At 60.2% G+C, this 17612-nt stretch carries 16 protein-coding genes and 1 riboswitch; of the genes, 6 read left to right on the top strand and 10 right to left on the bottom strand.

Annotation, left to right across the window (positions count from 1 at the left end; translation table 11 throughout):
• Positions 1–43: 43 nt before the first annotated feature.
• A complete protein-coding gene (locus JK199_RS00245; protein ID WP_212372911.1) occupies positions 44–844 on the bottom strand; it encodes a hypothetical protein in 801 nt (266 codons plus the stop codon).
• A gap of 148 nt (positions 845–992) precedes the next feature.
• Between JK199_RS00245 and JK199_RS00240 the strand changes: the two genes are divergently transcribed.
• Positions 993–1613: a hypothetical protein gene (locus JK199_RS00240; protein ID WP_212356411.1), complete on the top strand. Its 621-nt coding sequence runs from the start codon at positions 993–995 to the stop codon at positions 1611–1613.
• On the opposite strand, the gene JK199_RS00235 is transcribed toward JK199_RS00240, so the two are convergent.
• The 3 genes from JK199_RS00235 to JK199_RS00225 are packed head-to-tail and all read right to left on the bottom strand — an operon-like array spanning position 1610 to position 4875.
• A complete protein-coding gene (locus JK199_RS00235) occupies positions 1610–2572 on the bottom strand; it encodes an efflux RND transporter periplasmic adaptor subunit (protein WP_025825322.1) in 963 nt (320 codons plus the stop codon). The genes JK199_RS00240 and JK199_RS00235 overlap by 4 nt on opposite strands.
• 15 nt (positions 2573–2587) lie before the next feature.
• Complete coding sequence (locus tag JK199_RS00230) at positions 2588–2788, bottom strand: DUF1656 domain-containing protein (protein ID WP_077931344.1); 201 nt, start codon at positions 2786–2788, stop codon at positions 2588–2590.
• A 2-nt stretch (positions 2789–2790) separates the two neighbouring features.
• Complete coding sequence (locus tag JK199_RS00225) at positions 2791–4875, bottom strand: FUSC family protein (protein WP_212372909.1); 2085 nt, start codon at positions 4873–4875, stop codon at positions 2791–2793.
• Between the two features lie 278 nt (positions 4876–5153).
• On the opposite strand from JK199_RS00225, the gene JK199_RS00220 reads away from it, so the two are divergent.
• Positions 5154–6299, top strand: coding sequence for a metallophosphoesterase family protein (locus tag JK199_RS00220; protein WP_212372907.1), 1146 nt, complete (start codon positions 5154–5156; stop codon positions 6297–6299).
• Entirely contained in the window at positions 6296–9010 is a 2715-nt protein-coding gene (locus tag JK199_RS00215; protein WP_212372905.1) for an AAA family ATPase, read from the top strand. Before JK199_RS00220 ends, JK199_RS00215 begins: the two co-directional genes overlap by 4 nt.
• Here the strand turns inward: JK199_RS00215 and JK199_RS00210 are convergent.
• Entirely contained in the window at positions 8994–10454 is a 1461-nt protein-coding gene (locus tag JK199_RS00210; RefSeq protein WP_212360831.1) for a carbohydrate porin, read from the bottom strand. The genes JK199_RS00215 and JK199_RS00210 overlap by 17 nt on opposite strands.
• Before the next feature lie 192 nt (positions 10455–10646).
• On the opposite strand from JK199_RS00210, the gene moaB reads away from it, so the two are divergent.
• The 3 genes from moaB to JK199_RS00195 all read left to right on the top strand — a co-directional run bounded on the left by moaB (position 10647) and on the right by JK199_RS00195 (position 12508).
• Entirely contained in the window at positions 10647–11201 is a 555-nt protein-coding gene (gene moaB, locus JK199_RS00205) for a molybdenum cofactor biosynthesis protein B (RefSeq protein ID WP_025825325.1), read from the top strand.
• On the top strand, positions 11194–11772 hold the full coding sequence (locus JK199_RS00200; RefSeq protein ID WP_212372903.1) for a DJ-1/PfpI family protein: 579 nt from the start codon (positions 11194–11196) through the stop codon (positions 11770–11772). Before moaB ends, JK199_RS00200 begins: the two co-directional genes overlap by 8 nt.
• A 64-nt stretch (positions 11773–11836) precedes the next feature.
• Positions 11837–12508, top strand: coding sequence for a POTRA domain-containing protein (locus tag JK199_RS00195; RefSeq protein WP_025825329.1), 672 nt, complete (start codon positions 11837–11839; stop codon positions 12506–12508).
• Between the two features lie 112 nt (positions 12509–12620).
• On the opposite strand, the gene folE is transcribed toward JK199_RS00195, so the two are convergent.
• The 5 genes from folE to JK199_RS00170 form a co-directional block, all read right to left on the bottom strand.
• A complete protein-coding gene (folE, locus tag JK199_RS00190) occupies positions 12621–13229 on the bottom strand; it encodes a GTP cyclohydrolase I FolE (RefSeq protein ID WP_025825331.1) in 609 nt (202 codons plus the stop codon).
• 51 nt (positions 13230–13280) lie between these two features.
• Positions 13281–13754 carry a Co2+/Mg2+ efflux protein ApaG gene (gene apaG, locus JK199_RS00185; RefSeq protein WP_212372901.1) on the bottom strand — a complete coding sequence of 158 codons (474 nt, stop codon included), beginning with the start codon at positions 13752–13754 and terminating at the stop codon, positions 13281–13283.
• Between the two features lie 194 nt (positions 13755–13948).
• Positions 13949–15157 carry an O-succinylhomoserine sulfhydrylase gene (metZ, locus tag JK199_RS00180; RefSeq protein ID WP_212372899.1) on the bottom strand — a complete coding sequence of 403 codons (1209 nt, stop codon included), beginning with the start codon at positions 15155–15157 and terminating at the stop codon, positions 13949–13951.
• Between the two features lie 64 nt (positions 15158–15221).
• Positions 15222–15301, bottom strand: a riboswitch (SAM riboswitch).
• 108 nt (positions 15302–15409) lie between these two features.
• A complete protein-coding gene (gene mutT / locus JK199_RS15920) occupies positions 15410–16399 on the bottom strand; it encodes an 8-oxo-dGTP diphosphatase MutT (protein ID WP_212372897.1) in 990 nt (329 codons plus the stop codon).
• Positions 16392–17501: an aromatic ring-hydroxylating oxygenase subunit alpha gene (locus JK199_RS00170; RefSeq protein ID WP_212372896.1), complete on the bottom strand. Its 1110-nt coding sequence runs from the start codon at positions 17499–17501 to the stop codon at positions 16392–16394. Before JK199_RS00170 ends, mutT begins: the two co-directional genes overlap by 8 nt.
• Between the last annotated feature and the right edge of the window lie 111 nt (positions 17502–17612).

Below are 17612 nucleotides of genomic sequence, written 5' to 3'. Positions count from 1 at the left end.
TGAAGCACCAAAAGATTGCTATCCGGTTGTCTCCGGCCGCGCCTCACGGCAGGACATTCGCCTTGTCAGCCCGGACGCTGGGTGCGGGGGCTGCGGCATCACTGATAATCTTTCCGCTTCCGTCTCGTTCCGTTGCCAGTGCGCCAGTGACTTTGTCAACACTGATCCCTCCGCTGCGCTGAACATGAAACATGCCAACGTCCGTAACACCATGAAAAACCGCATCTTTTGTGCTGGCGGAGGTAATTTCCAGCGCTTTGAGATGCCCGGCACCTGCGGTAAAGCTGGCGCTCCCCCCCAGATACAGGGCCAGAGCCGGGGCCGCGATGGTGGTGATGGTAACAGGAGCGCTCTGCTCGGACCGGATGCGGGCGGATTCAGCCAGCGTGGAAATGGTAATCGGGCCAGATGAGTCAGAGAAGAGCCCCAGTTCCCCGGTTTTGCCCAGTGTCAGAGTGCCGCTGCCCGCATGGATAAACGTGGGGCCGGTGCGGTCTGCCAGTGTGATGTTCGTTGTGCCTGCATCATCTATGGTCAGGCTGATCTCGGGCCAGAGTGAGACGGTTAGTGTGCCGCTCCGGGTGCAGCTATGTTGGGTCAGTGTCGTGGTGCCGTTCTCTGCGGTCGTGAGGGTGATCTCCCTCGGAAGAGTGCCCTCAATATGGGCCGCCTCCGCCTGCCTGCCATTGCTGAGCAGATGCAGGTTTTGCAGGCAGGGCGTGTGGATGAGAAGCAGAGGGTGTTCCGTGTGTGTCGCGGCATGCGCGTAATGGCCTGCTCCGGCAAACAGCACGGTGAACGCAGCCACAAGGGCGCGTTGAAGGGGGAGAAGCTGGCGGGACATAACAGTATTTGTGCCAGCCGCAGGCAAAGGCGTCCAGTTACAGAAAGAGAATTAAGGAGAGAGGGTATTGCCTCGCCTTTGACTGGTCTGTGTCTTGAGATATGACAAAGGACCAGCGTTCAAAGATTAAATTTTCGGGATACCTATCATGAATACAGAACAATTTGAGAATATCGGCGATAATTGTGAGTTCGGATTTGTTCAGAGAGTTCATGGCAATGAAAGCGGAGGACTGCTGCGGTGGGTTCGCTCCTCGCCAGAGGCTCTGATACAGGCTCTGAGGAACCGGTTTGAGGGCCTCTATGCCTTTGAAAACCTGTCCCCTTCATGGGATAATATGGTGTCTGATTCCCGATATGGACTTTTCTTCCATACCGAGATGTTTTCCAAAGACCTCAAATGGGTAGAATCGGAAGAAAAGCGGCGGGAAATCTATAAAAGCGAGAAAGAAAAAATCGACTATCTGGTTGAAAAGTTCTTTCGTCGCCTAGCTGATCCCTCCGTTATCGTTGTCTTCAAACAGAACGAGGCCATTGCGCCGGAACAGGCTGAAGACCTCGCGCAGGCTGTTGCCCTCTACGGGCCAGCACGCCTTTTGATCATGCGCGAGACGCAGGATAAGACCCTGATGGGGCATGTCCGGCAGGAAGGGTCTTATCTGGCGGGATATCTGGACTACCTCGCGCCGTACTCCCAGTCTGACCAGTTTTCCCCCCTGTGGGAGTCTGTGCTGGGTGAGGCGCTGGCCGCGCCTCGGGTCACGCCTTAATTCCGGACACCGTTTCCGCCTGTGCCGCCCATCAGGGCATCGTGCAGGCGGTCAAATGTTTCTGCCAGCGTGTCATGCGCACGCTTGCCCTTGCTTCCGACGATGGTGACGGTCGTGGTCATGCCTGCCGCAATCTGGGTGCCGGGGGGAATACTGTCGATATGCACCCGCACCGGAATACGCTGGGCAAGCCGCACCCAGGTATAAACCGGGTCCACGGAGGGCAGGCCCTGCGTGGAGGGTGTGGCGTTGGGCGTTGCAATACCACGTGTGATGCTGATGACATGCCCCCACATCGGCTCCCGGAAGCCCATCAGATCCATCCGCACCCGGTCCCCCACATGGATGGAGCGGATTTTGGTTTCTTCAAAATAGCCATCCACCCAGTAGGATGACGCATCAATCACCCGGACATTCGGCTGCCCCGCTGTTGCAAAGTCACCCACCCGCATGATCAGGTTGGTGACATACCCTGTTACGGTGCTGCGGACGTATGTACGGTCCAGATTGATTTTAGCCTGAGAAAGCGCCGCCATAGCCTCCCCGTACTGGGCTTTGGCCATGTCCGCCGTGGCCTGATAGACCTGCTTTTCCTCGCGGGAGGCCGCGACTTCCGTCAGCTTGTTGCGGCGCGTTTCCTGCGTGTCTTTCAAAATCATGTCGGCCTGCCGCTCGTTCACGCGGGCGGTGGCGGACGCAACGGCGACTTTGAAGTCGAACGGGTCAATTTCGTAAAGAATATCCCCGGCATGGACAAACTGGTTGTCCCGGACGCGCACGGCAATAATCTGGCCGGACACACGCGGGGCAATATCGGCCACCTGCACACGCACCTGCCCGTTCCGGGTCCAGGGGGCTGCGGTATAGTAATCCCAGAGAATCAGGCCAACGATACCGGCAATGGCGAGAATTGTCCCCGTCGTGACAAATTGCAGGGCGCGGCGGGCGCGTTCAAACACGGTCAGACAATCCTTTTATAAGAGAAGGGTATAAAGGCCGATCAGGCAGACAAACAGCCCGAATTCAGCCAGAGGCAGGTTCCAGATCACCCGGCGGGCGCCGACTTTTGCCAGAATGGGGTTCAGCACCAGCAGGGTGACAATCGCCAGCCCGGCATGGACCAGAAAAGACGAGACCAGAAGGCCATCAATATCCAGAACAGCGCGCAGTTCCATGCTCAGAACGCCTTCCATTGCTGGTCGGGCACAGGAAGAATGTCATAAAGCTGGAGGGCCGAGCGGTTATGTTCCAGCAGTCGGATCGCGCCGACCATGCCGGAGACTGCGGCCAGTGCCGTTGCCATTTCCCCATGGGGGAGGGTGATGGCGTGGTCCAGCAGGACCCGTGCCTGCTTGCGCATACGATACAGGGCGGAATTGATATTATAGATCACCGTGGAGCGGAACGCGGCCTCGGCATCCGCACGGATGGCGGGAATGGTGGCGGCGCGTTGCAGATGGCGGCGGGCGCGGGCCAGTTCCACATTCAGTTCATCCAGACTGGAAAGCCGGTTAAAGACGCGGACCTTGGATTTTGTGTCCGGCAGATAGCTGTTCCAGTCCAGAATTTTGCACAGCCGGTCATAATGGCGGCTGATCAGCGCGGAGCCCGCCTGCTCGCCGTGGCCTTCAAGCTGGAGCCGCAGATCATGCCCGATGGTAATGGCCACGCGAAAGCGCCGCCGGTTGGCGGAGGGCGGCAGCAGCAGCACCAGCGAGATGAAAATGACGATTGCGGCGAACAGATACAGCACGTTTCGGTCAATAAAGGCCGAGGGCTCATAATTCTGCTCGTTCGCAACCCCCAGAATGACGAAGAAGAACACCCCGGCGTTAAAGCCGATCGTCGCTGTTTTCGGATTCATCAGCAGCAGGCATCCGCCAAAAATGACCGGGATAATAGCGAGCGCCAGAAATGGCATATCCGCACCATGCGGCAGAATACGGAAATTCAGGACCGCCGCGACAAGAATGGCCAGCGGTGTGCCGATCAGCGCCCCCATGCCAAAGCCGCGCGCATTATAGGTCGAGGCGGCCAGCGTCAGGATCACCGCGACCTGCGAGAGGGCGGTGTAAGTCGAGGGAATGTCCGAGATAATGCACAGGCCCGCGGCTACCGAGAAGCCGGTGAGGGTCCGCAGCCCGGCTAGAAGGGCGGCAATCACATCCTGATGTTGTTCGATTTTTAGCTCCGGAGCCTGCGTGCGGGCGCGTTTACCGTTTTCAAAGGCATCAATCCCGTCGGCGGCCCAGCGGGCATCGGAGAGGAGCGCCATAGAGCGTTCAATCAGCCAGGCCTCGTCCAGTGTGGGGCCTCGGTCAAGCTCCTCGGCATGTGCTTCCCGTGCCAGATCCTCCAGATCCCACACTGCCTGACGGGGGGAAACAACCGGCGTGCCATCCCCAAACGCGCTCCGGATATGATTCAGCACCGGCCCGGAAATTTCGCCTGTGCGTAACACCGTCGCAATCGCGCGGCTGCAACTGAGCATTTCCAGCAGCGCCACCATGGCGGAGCGGGCGCCTGCCAGACGCACATGGGCATCGGGCAGTTCGGTTTTTGCAAAAGAGACCTGAGAGGTCAGGGCGATAATCTCCCCCGCAAGGCCCGCGCAGGCCATATCGTCGGGAATCCCGTGCCCCGCTATGGCGTCCCGGCTGATATGTTTGACCATCTTGGCCACGCGATGCAGGTTGGTCGCGAGCTTTTCCCACGCAGTTGGGGAGCCGAAAATGTCATTGATTGCTGCTGTGGCCGCAATCCCGACCACAATGGCCGAGACGCGGTTCACCGTGACATCAAAAATAGCACCCGGATTATCAATGCAGCTAATGCCCACAATGGCTACGGTATAGCCGGAGAGCATGGCAGCGTAAGCGCGGAAGTCTTTTTCCAGCGTGCCAACAATGGTGCAGAGGGTCAGCCATAGCCCCACGCCCCCAAGAAAAACCGCGCGGTCCTGATTGAAGCAGGCCGTGAGGAAAAGGGCGACAAACGCCCCGACCATTGTGCCCATCAGGCGATAAACGGCTTTGGAGAGGACCTGCCCGCGCAGGGGCTGGGCCAGAATCATCACCGTAACGGCGGCGGAACCGGGAGAGGAGAGCTGCAGCCAGAACGCGGTGCTCAGGGCCAGCACGGCGGAAAGCCATGTCCGCAGGCAGAACAGAAACCAGCCGGGTGGAAAAATGGTGGCAGGGAGCGCGGGACGAAGACCCTTCCAGAAGCTGATAGGCGAGGCGGCCGGGGTGTTAAGACTCATCCTTTCCGTCGTCCTTGCCGCTCAAGAGGTCTGTCCAGATCGTGCAGAGGACGGCACACACTGTACCGACTCCTGAAATCGAGACGTCTATTAAAATAAAATATAATTCAATGTGTGGAATTTTATACGCTGAGCCGGGTTGCAGAAAATGCGTGGAACCCTCTGGCCGCCCGAAAAAAGCATGGCGGCTGGCCATTCTCCGCGGCAGGGCAAGGGTATGATACCCCGGCCGGATGTGCTGAATTAAGGCAGGTTCTCCCAGCACTGTGACCGGCTTAATGAAATTTATTCACACTTCAGACTGGCAGATTGGCCGCGTAGTCCGCTTTGCCGATGATGATACGCTTGGCGCATTACAGGCGGAACGGCTGGAAGTGATCCGGCGGCTTGGCCATCTGGCCCGGCAGGAAGGGGTGACCCACGTGCTGGTGGCGGGGGATGTGTATGAGCATGAAACCCCGGCAGAACGGACGCTGCATCAACCCATTGAGCGGATGCGGGAGTTTCCGGATCTCCAGTGGCATCTGATCCCCGGTAATCATGATGCGGATCAGCCTGAAGGGGTCTGGGCGCGTCTGCTCCGGAGCGGTCTGCCCGCGAATGTGCAGATACACAGGGAGCCGGGTCCGGTTCTGATTGATCCGGTACAGAATGGCTGGCTGCTGCCTGCCGTGCTGAAGCGCCGCCATGTGCTGACGGACCTGACGGCCTATATGGATGAGGCCGAAACCCCGCCGGATGCCCTGCGCATTGGTCTGGCCCACGGCTCGGTTGTCGGGTTTGGGGGAGAGAGTGAGGCGGAGCATAACCCCGTGGCGCTGGACCGCGCCCGGCGGGCCGGACTGGCCTATCTGGCACTTGGTGACTGGCATGGGTTTTGCCAGATTGATGCCCGGACGGTCTATTCCGGCACGCCGGAGACAGACCGGTTTACAACCGGTGGCGGGGGCGGCGGTGAGGCTGTGGTCGTCACGCTGCGCGGGGCGCGGGCCGAGCCGGAAATCACCCGCCACAGAACCGGGCGCTATCTTTGGAAAAAGCTGGAGGATGTGGTGCTGACATCCAGGCAGGATGTTCTGGCGCTGGAAGCACGCATCCGTGGCATTGCCCCGGATAATCCGGGCGCGGTGCTGGTCTGGGCAGCCGTGTCCGGCCTGCTCCCGGTGGAGGATATGGCGCTGTATGAAAGCACAATTCTTAAACGCCTGAGCGGGGCCATGGCCTGTCTGCGCCTGACGGGCGCGCCGCATCTCTCTGCCGGGACAGAAGATCTTGATCGCTTTGGGGCTGGTGGGGCCGTGCGTGCGGCAGCGGAGCAGTTGCTGGCCCGGTCAGAGGCCGGGGGTGCTGAGGGGCAGCTTGCGGCGGATGCCCTGCAACGGCTGTTTCTGTTCTGGCAGGATGTGGGAGCACAGGCAGGATGATCCTGACGGACGTACAGATTGAAGGATTCCGCCGCTTTGCCTCTCCGGTGCGTCTGGACGGGCTGGGGCCGGGGCTGAATGTGCTGGCAGCCCCCAATGAGGCCGGGAAATCCACCCTTCTGACCGCTCTGAAAGCGGTGTTGATGGTGCGGTCCAGTTCCAAAGCAAAGCCCGTGAAGGACTTGCAGCCTTATGGCGGTGGCGCGCCGCATGTCGCCCTGTCCTTCACATGGAAGGGTATGGAATGCCATCTGGAAAAGCAGTTTCTTTCCAAGGCGTTTACCCGGCTTATTTTAGGGCCGGAGCGGTTTGAGGGGGATCAGGCGGAAGAGGCTCTGCGCGCCCTGCTGGGGCTGGAAGAAGCCAGTAAGGGAGAAGCCACTGGCCTGTGGAGCGCCTTGCTGGTGGGGCAGGGCGAAAGCTTTGTGCAGCCGGACCTGAACCAGACCGGGCAGGACAGCCTGCGCGGGTGTCTGGAGCAGGGGGTAGAGCAGGTGACGGGCGGTGCCGCGGCCAGTGCCGTGCTCAACCGGGTGCGGGAGCGGCTTTATCTGCTTCAGACGGCCAAAAATGCGCAGCCAACCGGCAAATATAAACACGCACTTGAGCAGGAAGCGCAGGCACAGGCCTTGCTGCGGGAACTGGAAAACCGACGGGTCGCGCTGGAGGAGGATCTGGTCGCGCTTGATCAGGCGCGACGGGCCTTGCGGGAGCAGGAGGACCCGGACCGGAAAGCGCAGGATGAAGCCGAGCTTCTGGCGTTGCGCCAGCAGCGGGATGCGCTGCGGATTGCGGACGCGGAAGAACAGGCCGCCAGAGCCGCCCTTGCGACAGCCACCCAGACCCTGAACAGCATCCGGGATGAGCAGGAGCGACGGCGGGAGCGGCAGGCGGCACACCGCAGGCTGGAGCGTGAGTCGGCGGAAATGCAGCATGACCTGCAAGCCCTGACCCAGCGGACCGCGCAGGCCCGGCAGCGTTATGAGGCAAGCCGGACCCGACGGGAGCAGGCTGAGCAGCAGCAGCAGGCTGCGCGGCAGGCGCTCCTGACTATTTCGCGCCGTGCGGCGGTCTTGCAGCAGCAGGGAGCGCTGGAGCGGGAGAAGCAGATCCTTGCGCGCGCGGAGGCCGCCTGCACCCATCTGGAGCAAGCCCGCGCCGCGCTGGCAGCCCTGCGGGTTGATGAGGCTGTTATCCGCCGGGTGCGGAAAGCCGTGCGGGAGATGGACGCCGCACAGGCGGCGCTGAACGCCCGCGCCACCCGTCTGACTGTTACTTTGCTCCCCGAGGCGTCAGGTCGTGTTTTGCTGGATGGCGCGGCCTGCCCGCAGGGTGACATGGTTCTGACGCAGGCGGCTGAACTCCGGATTGAAGGAATCGGTCAGGTCCGTATTACACCTGCGGTTAAGGATCAGGAGGAGGCGCAGGCCACAGCGGATGCAGCGCGCCACCAGCTTCAGTCTGTCATGCAGGCAGCCGGGTGTCAGACGGTGGAAGAGGCGGAACGGCTGTTTGAAGAGCGACGGCAGGCCGAAACACGGGTGGCGGAAGCCCGCGCGGCTTTTGTGGCGTCTCTGCCTGCCGCGCGGGACGACCGGGATACTGCTTTGTTTGAAGCACTTGCTGCCATGCGGCAGGATATGCGGGATCGTATGGCCTCATTGGCGCGTGAACTTGAGGCCTGTACGCCGGATGGTGGGCGACCGGAACAGGCTGACCAGACCGACGCAGCCTTGCAGCAGATGCAGACAACAGCCCGGCAGGAGGAAGACAGTGCTGCCCGCGCCGCGGATGAGGCCCGGCAGGCCGAGCGTGCGGAGCATGTGAGCCTGAGTGCGGCACAGGGGCTTCAGGATAAAGCCGAGGCGGCTTTGCGGCAGAAGCAGGCTGAGCGTGAGCAGATCGGGCGGGAGCTTGCTGTCCGGGCCGCGCAGGAAAGTGACGACGCTCTGGCAGAACGGGCTGCCGGGGCCGTGCAGACTCAGGCGCAGGCGGAAGCGCATAGTCAGAGGCTGCGGGCGGGACGGGAGGCGGAACAGCCGCTTTCCGTAGTGGAGGCCCGGATTGCCCGGCGGGAACAGGCTCTGGACAATGGCCGCGCGTCTGTTGTGCGTCTGCGTGAGGAGATCCGGGAGCGTGAAACCCGCGTGCGTGTGGCCGAAGGAGACGGGCTGGATGAAAAAATTGCCGAGGCAGGACGCGCCGCCGCCCGCCTCCGGCTGGAGTGTGAGGGCTATGAGCGGGAGCGTGCGGCACTGGCCCTGCTGGACCAGACGCTGAGTGATGCGGAAAAAACGCAGACGGAGCGCTACCTCGCCCCGCTGGTACGCACCATGCAGCCCGCATTTTCAGCCGTGTTCCCCGGAGCCTCTCTGGAGATGGATACGGGGTTTGCGCTGTCCGGGCTGACACGCCGGACGGCGGAAGAATTTGGCCGGTTGTCAGACGGGACGCGTGAGCAGATTGCGGTGCTGGTGCGTCTGGGCTTTGCGGAACTGCTCCATGCCCGCCAGTCTCCGGCCATTCTGGTGCTGGATGATGCGCTGAGTTTTTCAGATTCGCAGCGTCTTGAGAGCATGTTTGATGTGCTGGCCGATGCCGCCACCCGGTTCCAGATTCTGGTGTTGACCTGCCACGCGGAGGCCTTTGCCAGACTGGGCGGCAGGGCGCTTGCCCTGCGGCCCATCCCGCAGATTACAGAACGACGTTAAACTGAAGCGCCATAACGGCGGCGTCATGGAACGTCGTCGTCGCACCCGGCCGGTTGATGTACTGGAAGTCCGGCTGGAGCGTCAGGCCGTTGGCGATGTGGGCGTTATAGAAAAATTCGTAAATGTTTTCATGGGACTGAACACCCCACACCTGCCCCCACTGGTTGGTCTGAAAATCCTGCCCGGCAATAATCGAGGCTTCCTGTTGCAGCGCCACGGTGCGGCTCATTTTCAGCCACTGATACATCATGCCGATACTGTCATTCGGGCGGCCCCATGGCTTGCCGGTTTCCAGCAGCCCACCCCACAGATGGTGGGACATCGCGGTGGTTTTGCCGTCCGTCCACATATAGCCACCCATGGCGATCAGCCCGTTGGTCGGTCCATCGCCATTACGCACCAGCATCTGGTCTGCCTGAAGCCATGCGCTGGCCCGGCCTGCGTGGTAGCGGGCTGGCTGGCCTGTCTGCACCCAGGAGTTGCCGTTAATGTCCTCATACAGATCTTTGTATTTGGAGTTATCGTAGCTGTATCCAGCCTTGTAATGCCCCACCAGATGGTTGCGGCCAAAGGAGGGCATCCAGCCGATTTCCACAGGCGTTGAGAACTTGCCCAGACCATCCTGCGCCCAGGCCCAGCCGGAAATCCCGCCGTTGAAGGCATGTGGGGAAACCGCAAACAGGCCAGCCATAATATAGGTGTCACTGGTCGGCATGACACGGGCCACGGCGCCAAGGTTGCCAGAGGGCCAGTCGCGGTTGCCTTCCGTATACTTGTTGGGGGCCGGGTTCCCGCAGACCGCCACGTTCATATACATACAGAACAGCGGAGAGGCGGCGAAGAAGCTGCCCACCGGAATCCACCCTGCGCTGATGTCCAGATGGTTGTTCAGGAACGATTTTTCGCCATACAGATAGACAAGATGCGCCACCACGTTGCCTCGGGCACCGTAAATCTGCTGCACGCCGCCAATGGAATCCCCGATAAACCGGGTGCTCAGATTCTGCCCGTGCCCGTTTACCACCATCATGTGGGACCAGAAGCCCTTGAGCAGATTGAGGTCCGTCAGCTTGCCCCAGTCCACATCCAGTTCCACACCAACCTGACCGGCATTGGTCACACCCTGACGCATGCCGCCACGGAAGTTCCCGGCCAGTTCTTCATGCACGTCGGCCAGAATATGGATGCCGTGGTCCAGCAGCCAGGGCTGCGCGCCCCACCAGTCACCAAAAAAATGGTTTTTCCCGTAGGGCGCTGAAAACAGCGGACCGGGGTCTTCCACCGGATTAGCCTCATTATTGGCTTCCAGACTGGGCCACAGGCCAGCAGCACTGTTCCCGCCTGTCAGCAACTGGGCTGAGGCCTTGGAGGAGAAAGCCGGGGTGAGGCAGCAGGCGAAGGAGAGGGCGCAGAAAAAAGAGAAGCCGGAGGAGAATCTTGTCATGTTTCTTTTTATTTTTGTTACGGAGGCGTTGGGGAGGAGGGCATAGTGTTTCAAAGCGGCATCATAATGTCTAAACTTTTTTTCACCCTTAAACAGTCTTTCGCATGTCTGGTGGCATTTTAACGACACCCGGCAGCAGAACGTTCCCTGCGATGCGTTGACGCCTGCCGGATCAGGTGATGAATTCGGCCTATGACAAAAATAGACACAACTCGCCCCTTCCTGCCGGTGCGTATTGCGGTGATGACCGTATCGGACACCCGCACCCTTGAAACCGATACATCCGGGCAGGCGCTGGTCTCCCGCCTTGAGCAGGCGGGCCATGTGCTGGCAGACCGCACGATTGTGCGCGATGATGTCGGGCAGATAACAGAACAGCTCACACGCTGGATCAAAGACCCTCTGGTTGATGTGGTCATCACGAATGGGGGCACCGGGGTGACCGGGCGTGATGTAACGCCGGAAGCCTTTGACCGTGTGCTTGAAAAGCGCATCGAAGGCTTTGGCGAACTCTTCAGAATGTTGTCCTACCGCAAGATCGGCACATCCACCATTCAGTCCCGCGCAATCGCAGGCGTTGCGGACGGAACATATCTGTTTGCGCTCCCCGGTTCAACCGGCGCTGTCAAAGACGGCTGGGATGATATTCTGGTGTTTCAGCTCGACAGCCGCCATCGCCCCTGTAACTTTGTGGAACTCATGCCCCGGCTGCGTGAAGGTTTGAAAGAGGATCATGCTCATGACTGAAGATGTCAGACTGCTGATGCTGGCAGGCGATTATGTGGAAGATTACGAGATCATGGTGCCGTATCAGGCGCTGCTGATGGTAGGCTACAAGGTGGATGTGGTCAGCCCCGGCAAGAAGGCCGGGGACAAGATTCTTACGGCCATCCATGATTTTGAAGGCGCGCAGACCTACAGCGAAAAGCCGGGCCACGCCTTTGAGCTGAACGCGACGTTCGAGGAGATTGATACGGACGATTATATCGGTCTGATCATCCCCGGTGGCCGCGCGCCGGAGCATCTGCGCATGCATCCGCGCGTGATTGAAATTGTCAAAGCCTTTGCGGACCGGCCTCTGGCCGCTATCTGCCACGGCGCGCAACTGCTGGCTGCGGCGGATGTTATCAGGGGGCGTAAAGTCTCGGCGTACCCGGCCTGCCGCCCGGAAGTGGAACTGGCTGGCGCAACCTATGCCGATATTGCGGTGACGGACGCCGTAACGGACGGAGAGCTGGTGACGGCCCCCGCATGGCCCGCGCATCCGGCCTGGCTGGCGCAGTTTCTCAGCGTGCTGGGTACCACTGTGACAATATAGTGCATTGGCAGGCGCCTCCTGTTGTGCATCATATGGAACAGTGTTCAACAGGATGGAGCCTCTTATGAGACGTCTTACTGCCCATTTTATTCCTGCGGCTCTTAGTCTGGCCTGCGCCATGCCGCCAGCCGCAGCATGGGCACAGCAGGCAACATCCTTGCCGCCCAATGACGCACCAAGCCCCGCGGCACCCGGCGTGCATCCGGATGTCAGGCTTCCGGCCCCGGCTACACCGGTCAGGGTTGAGGAGATCAAGGTGTCCGGCAACAAGCTGGTCAGCACACCTGCCATTATGGCTGTGGTGCCGTTCCATGTCGGAAGTATGGTAACGCAGGCGCAGATCACGCAAGGCTTGCAGGATATTATGAAGCTGTATCAGCAGCAGAATATCGGCGGAAAATTCCATCAGAACCTCAGGCTGGACGGCAAACGCGTTCAGGTTGAGTGGGCGATTGAAGAAACCGGAGGCCCGGCGCATCTGAACAAGCCGCTCGTGCTGGAAAGCCTTGGGTTTGATGGCAATCTGCACATTGCCACCTCAGCCCTGAAAGAGGCCGTGCATCGTCAGCCGGGCGATCAGGTCACCCCAGCAACCGTGCTGGAAGATGAAAAAGCCATTCAGGCTTTGTATGTGAAGAAAAATATCGGTGTTACCATCGTGCCCGAAAGCCGTGCGCCGCATAAAGATGAGCGCGTTACGCTGGTCTATCACCTGACAGAAAAAGCAACGGACTGACGCTTTTCTGTTATCCCGGCGCAGGCGGCTTGAAGCAGATCTTCAGGGCCGTCTGCGCCGGAAACGCTTTAATCAAAAATCAAAGTAACCGCGCTTTTCCGCGCTGGCCGTCTCAGTATTCGCTGGCAGCCGGGCGGTTCAGCATTGCCATCAGTTCGCGCCGTGTGTCGGAACTGGTGCGGAACACACCGAGCATCTGGCTTGTCACCATGGAGACACCGGGGCGATGCACGCCGCGGGTCGTCATACATTCATGGCTGGATTCAATAATAACAGCCGTGCCGTGGGGTTGCAGAACATCATTGATGGTGTTGGCAATCTGCGCCGTCAGCCGTTCCTGAATCTGCATCCGGCGGGCATAGGCATCCACCACACGCGCCAGCTTGGAAATACCGACCACGCGCTGGCGCGGCAGGTAGGCCACATGCGCCCGGCCAATAATGGGGGCGAGGTGATGCTCGCAGTGGCTTTCAAAGCGGATATCGCGCAGCAGCACGATTTCATCATACCCTTCCACTTCAGAAAACGTGCGTTCCAGAAGGGTTTTAGGGTCGATTTCATACCCCTGAAAAAACTCTTCATACGCACGGGCCACGCGGGCAGGCGTATCATGCAGGCCTTCGCGTTCCGGATCTTCCCCGGCCCAGCGCAGCATGGTGCGGATGGCGTCTTCCGCCTCTTCACGGGTGGGGCGGTTGGTTTTGGGCAGAGGGTCGCTCATGCCATTCTCCTGCGGTCTGCGTGGTGATGAAGCAGTTCTGACTGCTTCACGTTAATGGATCTGGCGGAACTGGAACGGGCTATCAAGGCTGAAGGGCGGAATGGTGATGTCAAACCGTTTGCCGGAATTGACATTCCACATCTGGTAAGACCCCCGCATGAAGCCCCCCGCCGTGGTGAGGGAAACACCGGAAGTGTAGTCAAACCCGTTCTGCGGGCGGATAACGGGCTGTTCACCCACCACGCCTTCTCCATGCACATATTCCGTCCGGCCTGCGCCGTCCGTAATCTGCCAGGTCCGTTCCTTGAGCTGGATGGGGGCCGTGCCGCCATTTTCAATGCGGATGCGGTAAACCCAGCAATACATGTCCTCATCAGGTTCAGACTGTTCCGGGAGCCAGAACACCTGTACGCAGACGCGCATATCTCCCGTCACGGCTTCATACATCGGCGCTGAGGCGAACAGGTCGCTCATGGCGTCATCATGATCGGGGGACATGGGCGGTGAGTCCGGCCAGTCAGGCATGGGGTGTTCTGCTCCTGCGCAAAAAATAAAAAAGGCCTGCTTCACGCCAGCGGGTTTTATCCCGCAGCGCAGAAACCACGGCAACAATCCGCTGGCAGTATCACGAAGCGATCAGAAAAGGGAAGCCGCCCGTCTGCTGTGTGCTGAAACAGCCACAGCAGACCGGCGGCAGGCAGGTATAAGTCAGGGCCTGATCAGGCTTTGGCGAGAGCCGCCACGCCACGGGCAAGATCATCAATCAGATCGGCACTGTCTTCCAGCCCGACGGAGAAGCGGATCGCGCCTTCAGAAATCCCGAGCTTGGCCCGTTCTTCCTCACCGATCTTCATATGGGTGGTGGTGGCCGGGTGCGTCACGAGGGAGCGCGCATCGCCCAGATTGTTGGAAATGGCGATAAGGTTCAGGGCGTTCATGAAGGCAAAGGCCCCTTCCTGCCCGCCAGCAACTTCAAACGCGACCATGGTGCCGCCACCCGTCATCTGCCGCTGGGCAAGCGCGTATTGCGGATGATCCTTGCGGCCCGGATAACGCACGCTGACAATCCCGGGCGCGGAGGCGAGGTAGTCTGCCACCGCAGCCGCATTGCGCGTCATGGCTTCCACGCGCAGGGCAAGTGTTTCCAGCCCCTTGAGCATTACCCACGCATTGAAGGGCGAGAGAGCATTGCCAGTATTACGGACGAACGGCTGGAGCGTTTCCTTAATCCAGTCTTCCCTGCCCAGTACGGCCCCGCCCAGCACGCGGCCCTGTCCGTCAATATGTTTGGTACAGGAATACACGACCACATCCGCGCCCAGTTCCAGCGGCTTCTGGTAGAGCGGGGAGGCAAATACGTTATCGACAATGACCAGTGCCCCGGCCTTGTGCGCACGCTCTGAGATGGCGGCGAGGTCCAGCACATCCAGCATGGGGTTGGAGGGGCTTTCCAGCAGCACAGCGGCGGTTGGCTTGCTGAAGGCGTCATCCCACGCGGCGAGGTCCCCGCCATCGACGAACACGGTTTCCACGCCATATTGCGGCAGCAGGTTGGCTACAATCCAGTGGCAGGAGCCGAACAGTGCGCGGGAGGCCACAACGCGGTCCCCGGCTTTAACGTGGGAGAGCAGGGCGGAAGAGACCGCGCCCATCCCCGTTGAGGTCGCGACACAGGCTTCAGCCCCTTCCAGATCGGCCAGACGCTTTTCCAGTGCAACCACTGTGGGGTTGGCAAAGCGGCTGTACTGATAGTGTGAGACTTCACCCGTAAAGGTTTTAGCGGCCTGTTCGGCGTTTTCGTAAACAAAGCCGGATGTCAGGAAAAGCGCCTCGCTGGTTTCACCATATTCGGTGCGTTCCAGTCCTGCATGCAAAAGGCGGGTGGCGGGACGCCAGGCTTTGGAAGAAGAGGTCTTGCTGTCACTCATCACGAGGTATCCGGTTCTTTTGCTGCTGTGCAGCGCAGTGTGACCGTGGAAACCGTGGCGTCGGCAGTGCGTCGCCATGGCCTCTTTAGCGCGTTTATTTTACCTCGCCGCAAGCCGGCCGTACAAATCACGAGGTTTTATCGTGCTTTAACGCACGGTAAGGGTTTTGTTATGCGGAGGCAGGTTCTGTTCGTCAAGCCTCTATCCATAGTCCCGACGGAGGGCTCAGCCATGCAGCGGGTCGGGCGTAGTTTAGAGCAATTCCTGCAAGAGCGGCACAAAAGGAATATCCGCGTCCGGCATAGGGTAATCATGCAGTTTTTCCGGCGCCACCCATGCCAGTGTCTGCCCTTCCTTCGCCGTCGGGGAGCCGCTCCAGCGGCGGCACAGATAGAGCGGCATCAGCAGGTCAAACGCCTTGTAGGCGTGGGATGCAAAGGTAAACGGCGCAAGGCAGGCGCGGGAGACATCCAGCCCAAGCTCTTCTTCCAGTTCCCGCACCAGCGCGGCTTCCGGCGTTTCTCCGGGTTCAACCTTCCCGCCAGGGAATTCCCAGAGTCCGGCCAGACTTTTGCCTTCCGGGCGTCTGGCCAGCAGAATACGCCCCTGTGCGTCAATCAGCGCGGCGGCGGAAACCAGCACGAGTTTGCGGGGGGCTGCCCCCTCGCTCTGTGGCGTGCCGGAAGGGGTATCCAGATCATCCCGCGTGGCTTCAAAAACACGGACCGGGTGCTCGCGGCCACGGGCCACAAACATCTGCTTGTCCGCGCCAATCGCCCGGAACCCGATCTGTTCCAGAACACGGGCAGAGGCTGCGTTATCCTCCGCTACCGTGGCGCGCAGGCAGGTAATATCCAGATTAGCCAGCGCCCAGCGGGCCAGCCGCCCGGCCGCCCGGGTCGCAATGCCCCGGCCCCAGTATGTGCGGCCAACCCAGTAGCCCAGCATCCCAACGCGCCCCACCTGCGGCACGGTCTGCACACGCAGGCCCACGCAGCCAAGGAGGGTATTATTTTCATCCAGAATAGCGAAATGGCAGCCTTCTCTGGCCCGATGCATGGAGAGCGTGGAGGCAATCCAGTCATCCGCCAGTGCCCGCGGGTAGGGGAAGGGCAGGCGGCTGAGCATGCGCACCACTTCCCAGTCATTGACCAGATTGTGCAGCGCAGGCGCATCATCAGGCAGAAGGGGGCGCAGCCGGTAGGGCGGCGTCTCCAGAACCAGAGACGTGATGTCAGGCATTCACAGCCGGTGCGGGTACACCGCATTCCGCCAGCAGGCCACGCAGGGCGTTGATGACGGGGAAGACCTCCACATTGTGGTCCCCACCCAGTTCACGCCATGCCTGCTGTTCAAGCTCCACAATTTCACGGTCTTCCGCAAAAATCCGTTCGGTAAACGCGACAAGGAACGGCCATGCCAGTTCCAGCACCCCCGGCACCTTGGGGCGTTTGACAGACAGGAGGCCGAACGTCCGGTTTGTCAGTTCTTCCGCATCCTGCGGGACATAGACAATCCACAGATCCATCACCGGGTCTTCATCCCCTGTCTGGATACGGAGTGTCTGATAGGGATATTCCGTGCGGATGGTCATGACGTCACGATGCTGGAATTTTTCCGAGGAATCGCGGCGTTCACCAAAAATCAGGGCTTCACCCAGAGGTTGCTTGCCACTGGTGCGGGCAAAGGAATACTGGGCTTCCACCAGACCGGGCTCGCGTTTCTGGCCCAGAAAGCGCGGGCGCATCTGGCCCATCTGCTTCATGTGCATGAACTGATGGTTCATATCCATCAGGTTCTCATGCATGAAGCTGTAGTGGCATTTGACTTCCTGCCCGAAGAAGCGGGTCTTGTATGCCGGGTCTCCCACACGGGCCAGACGCGGCGGCAGCGGCACGGAATCCGCTTTATCCGGGTCTCCGGGGAAAACAAAAATCAGGCCATCCTGTTCACGGCAGGGAAAGGTGCGTACTCCGTTGGGCAGCTTGCCCTTGCCCAGATACGGCACATCAATGCAGCGGCCTGAACGGCTATAGGCCCATCCATGATAGCAGCACTGGACGGACTGACCACAGACCTTGCCTTTGCTGAGCGGCACCTGCCGGTGTGCGCAGCGGTCTTCCAGTGCAAAAATCGCGCCTTCCGTCGGGCGCACCAGTGCGATGGGGGTGCCGGCATACCGCGTGCCGATGGTCTTGCCCGGCTTGAGTTCCTTTGACCATGCCACCGGATACCAGAAGTCCGGATTGGAGCGGACGCGCCGCAGGTCCGTGCCGGTCGTGTTATGCCCCGCGCCAAAAGAGGGTGTATCGTCTGGTGTGTCACTCTGAACGGTCTGGTTCATCTTGCCTCATGTCATGACGTTCGGGGCTGCGTCACCCTGACACGGCCTAATAGCGGATGTATGCAACCGTATATCACACAAAGAGGCAAGACGCAGAAAGGGCGGAGAGCC

The sequence above is a fragment of the Acetobacter persici genome, from assembly GCF_018256955.1.
Classification (GTDB): domain Bacteria; phylum Pseudomonadota; class Alphaproteobacteria; order Acetobacterales; family Acetobacteraceae; genus Acetobacter; species Acetobacter persici.
This window is presented reverse-complemented; position numbering and strand designations above follow the sequence as displayed.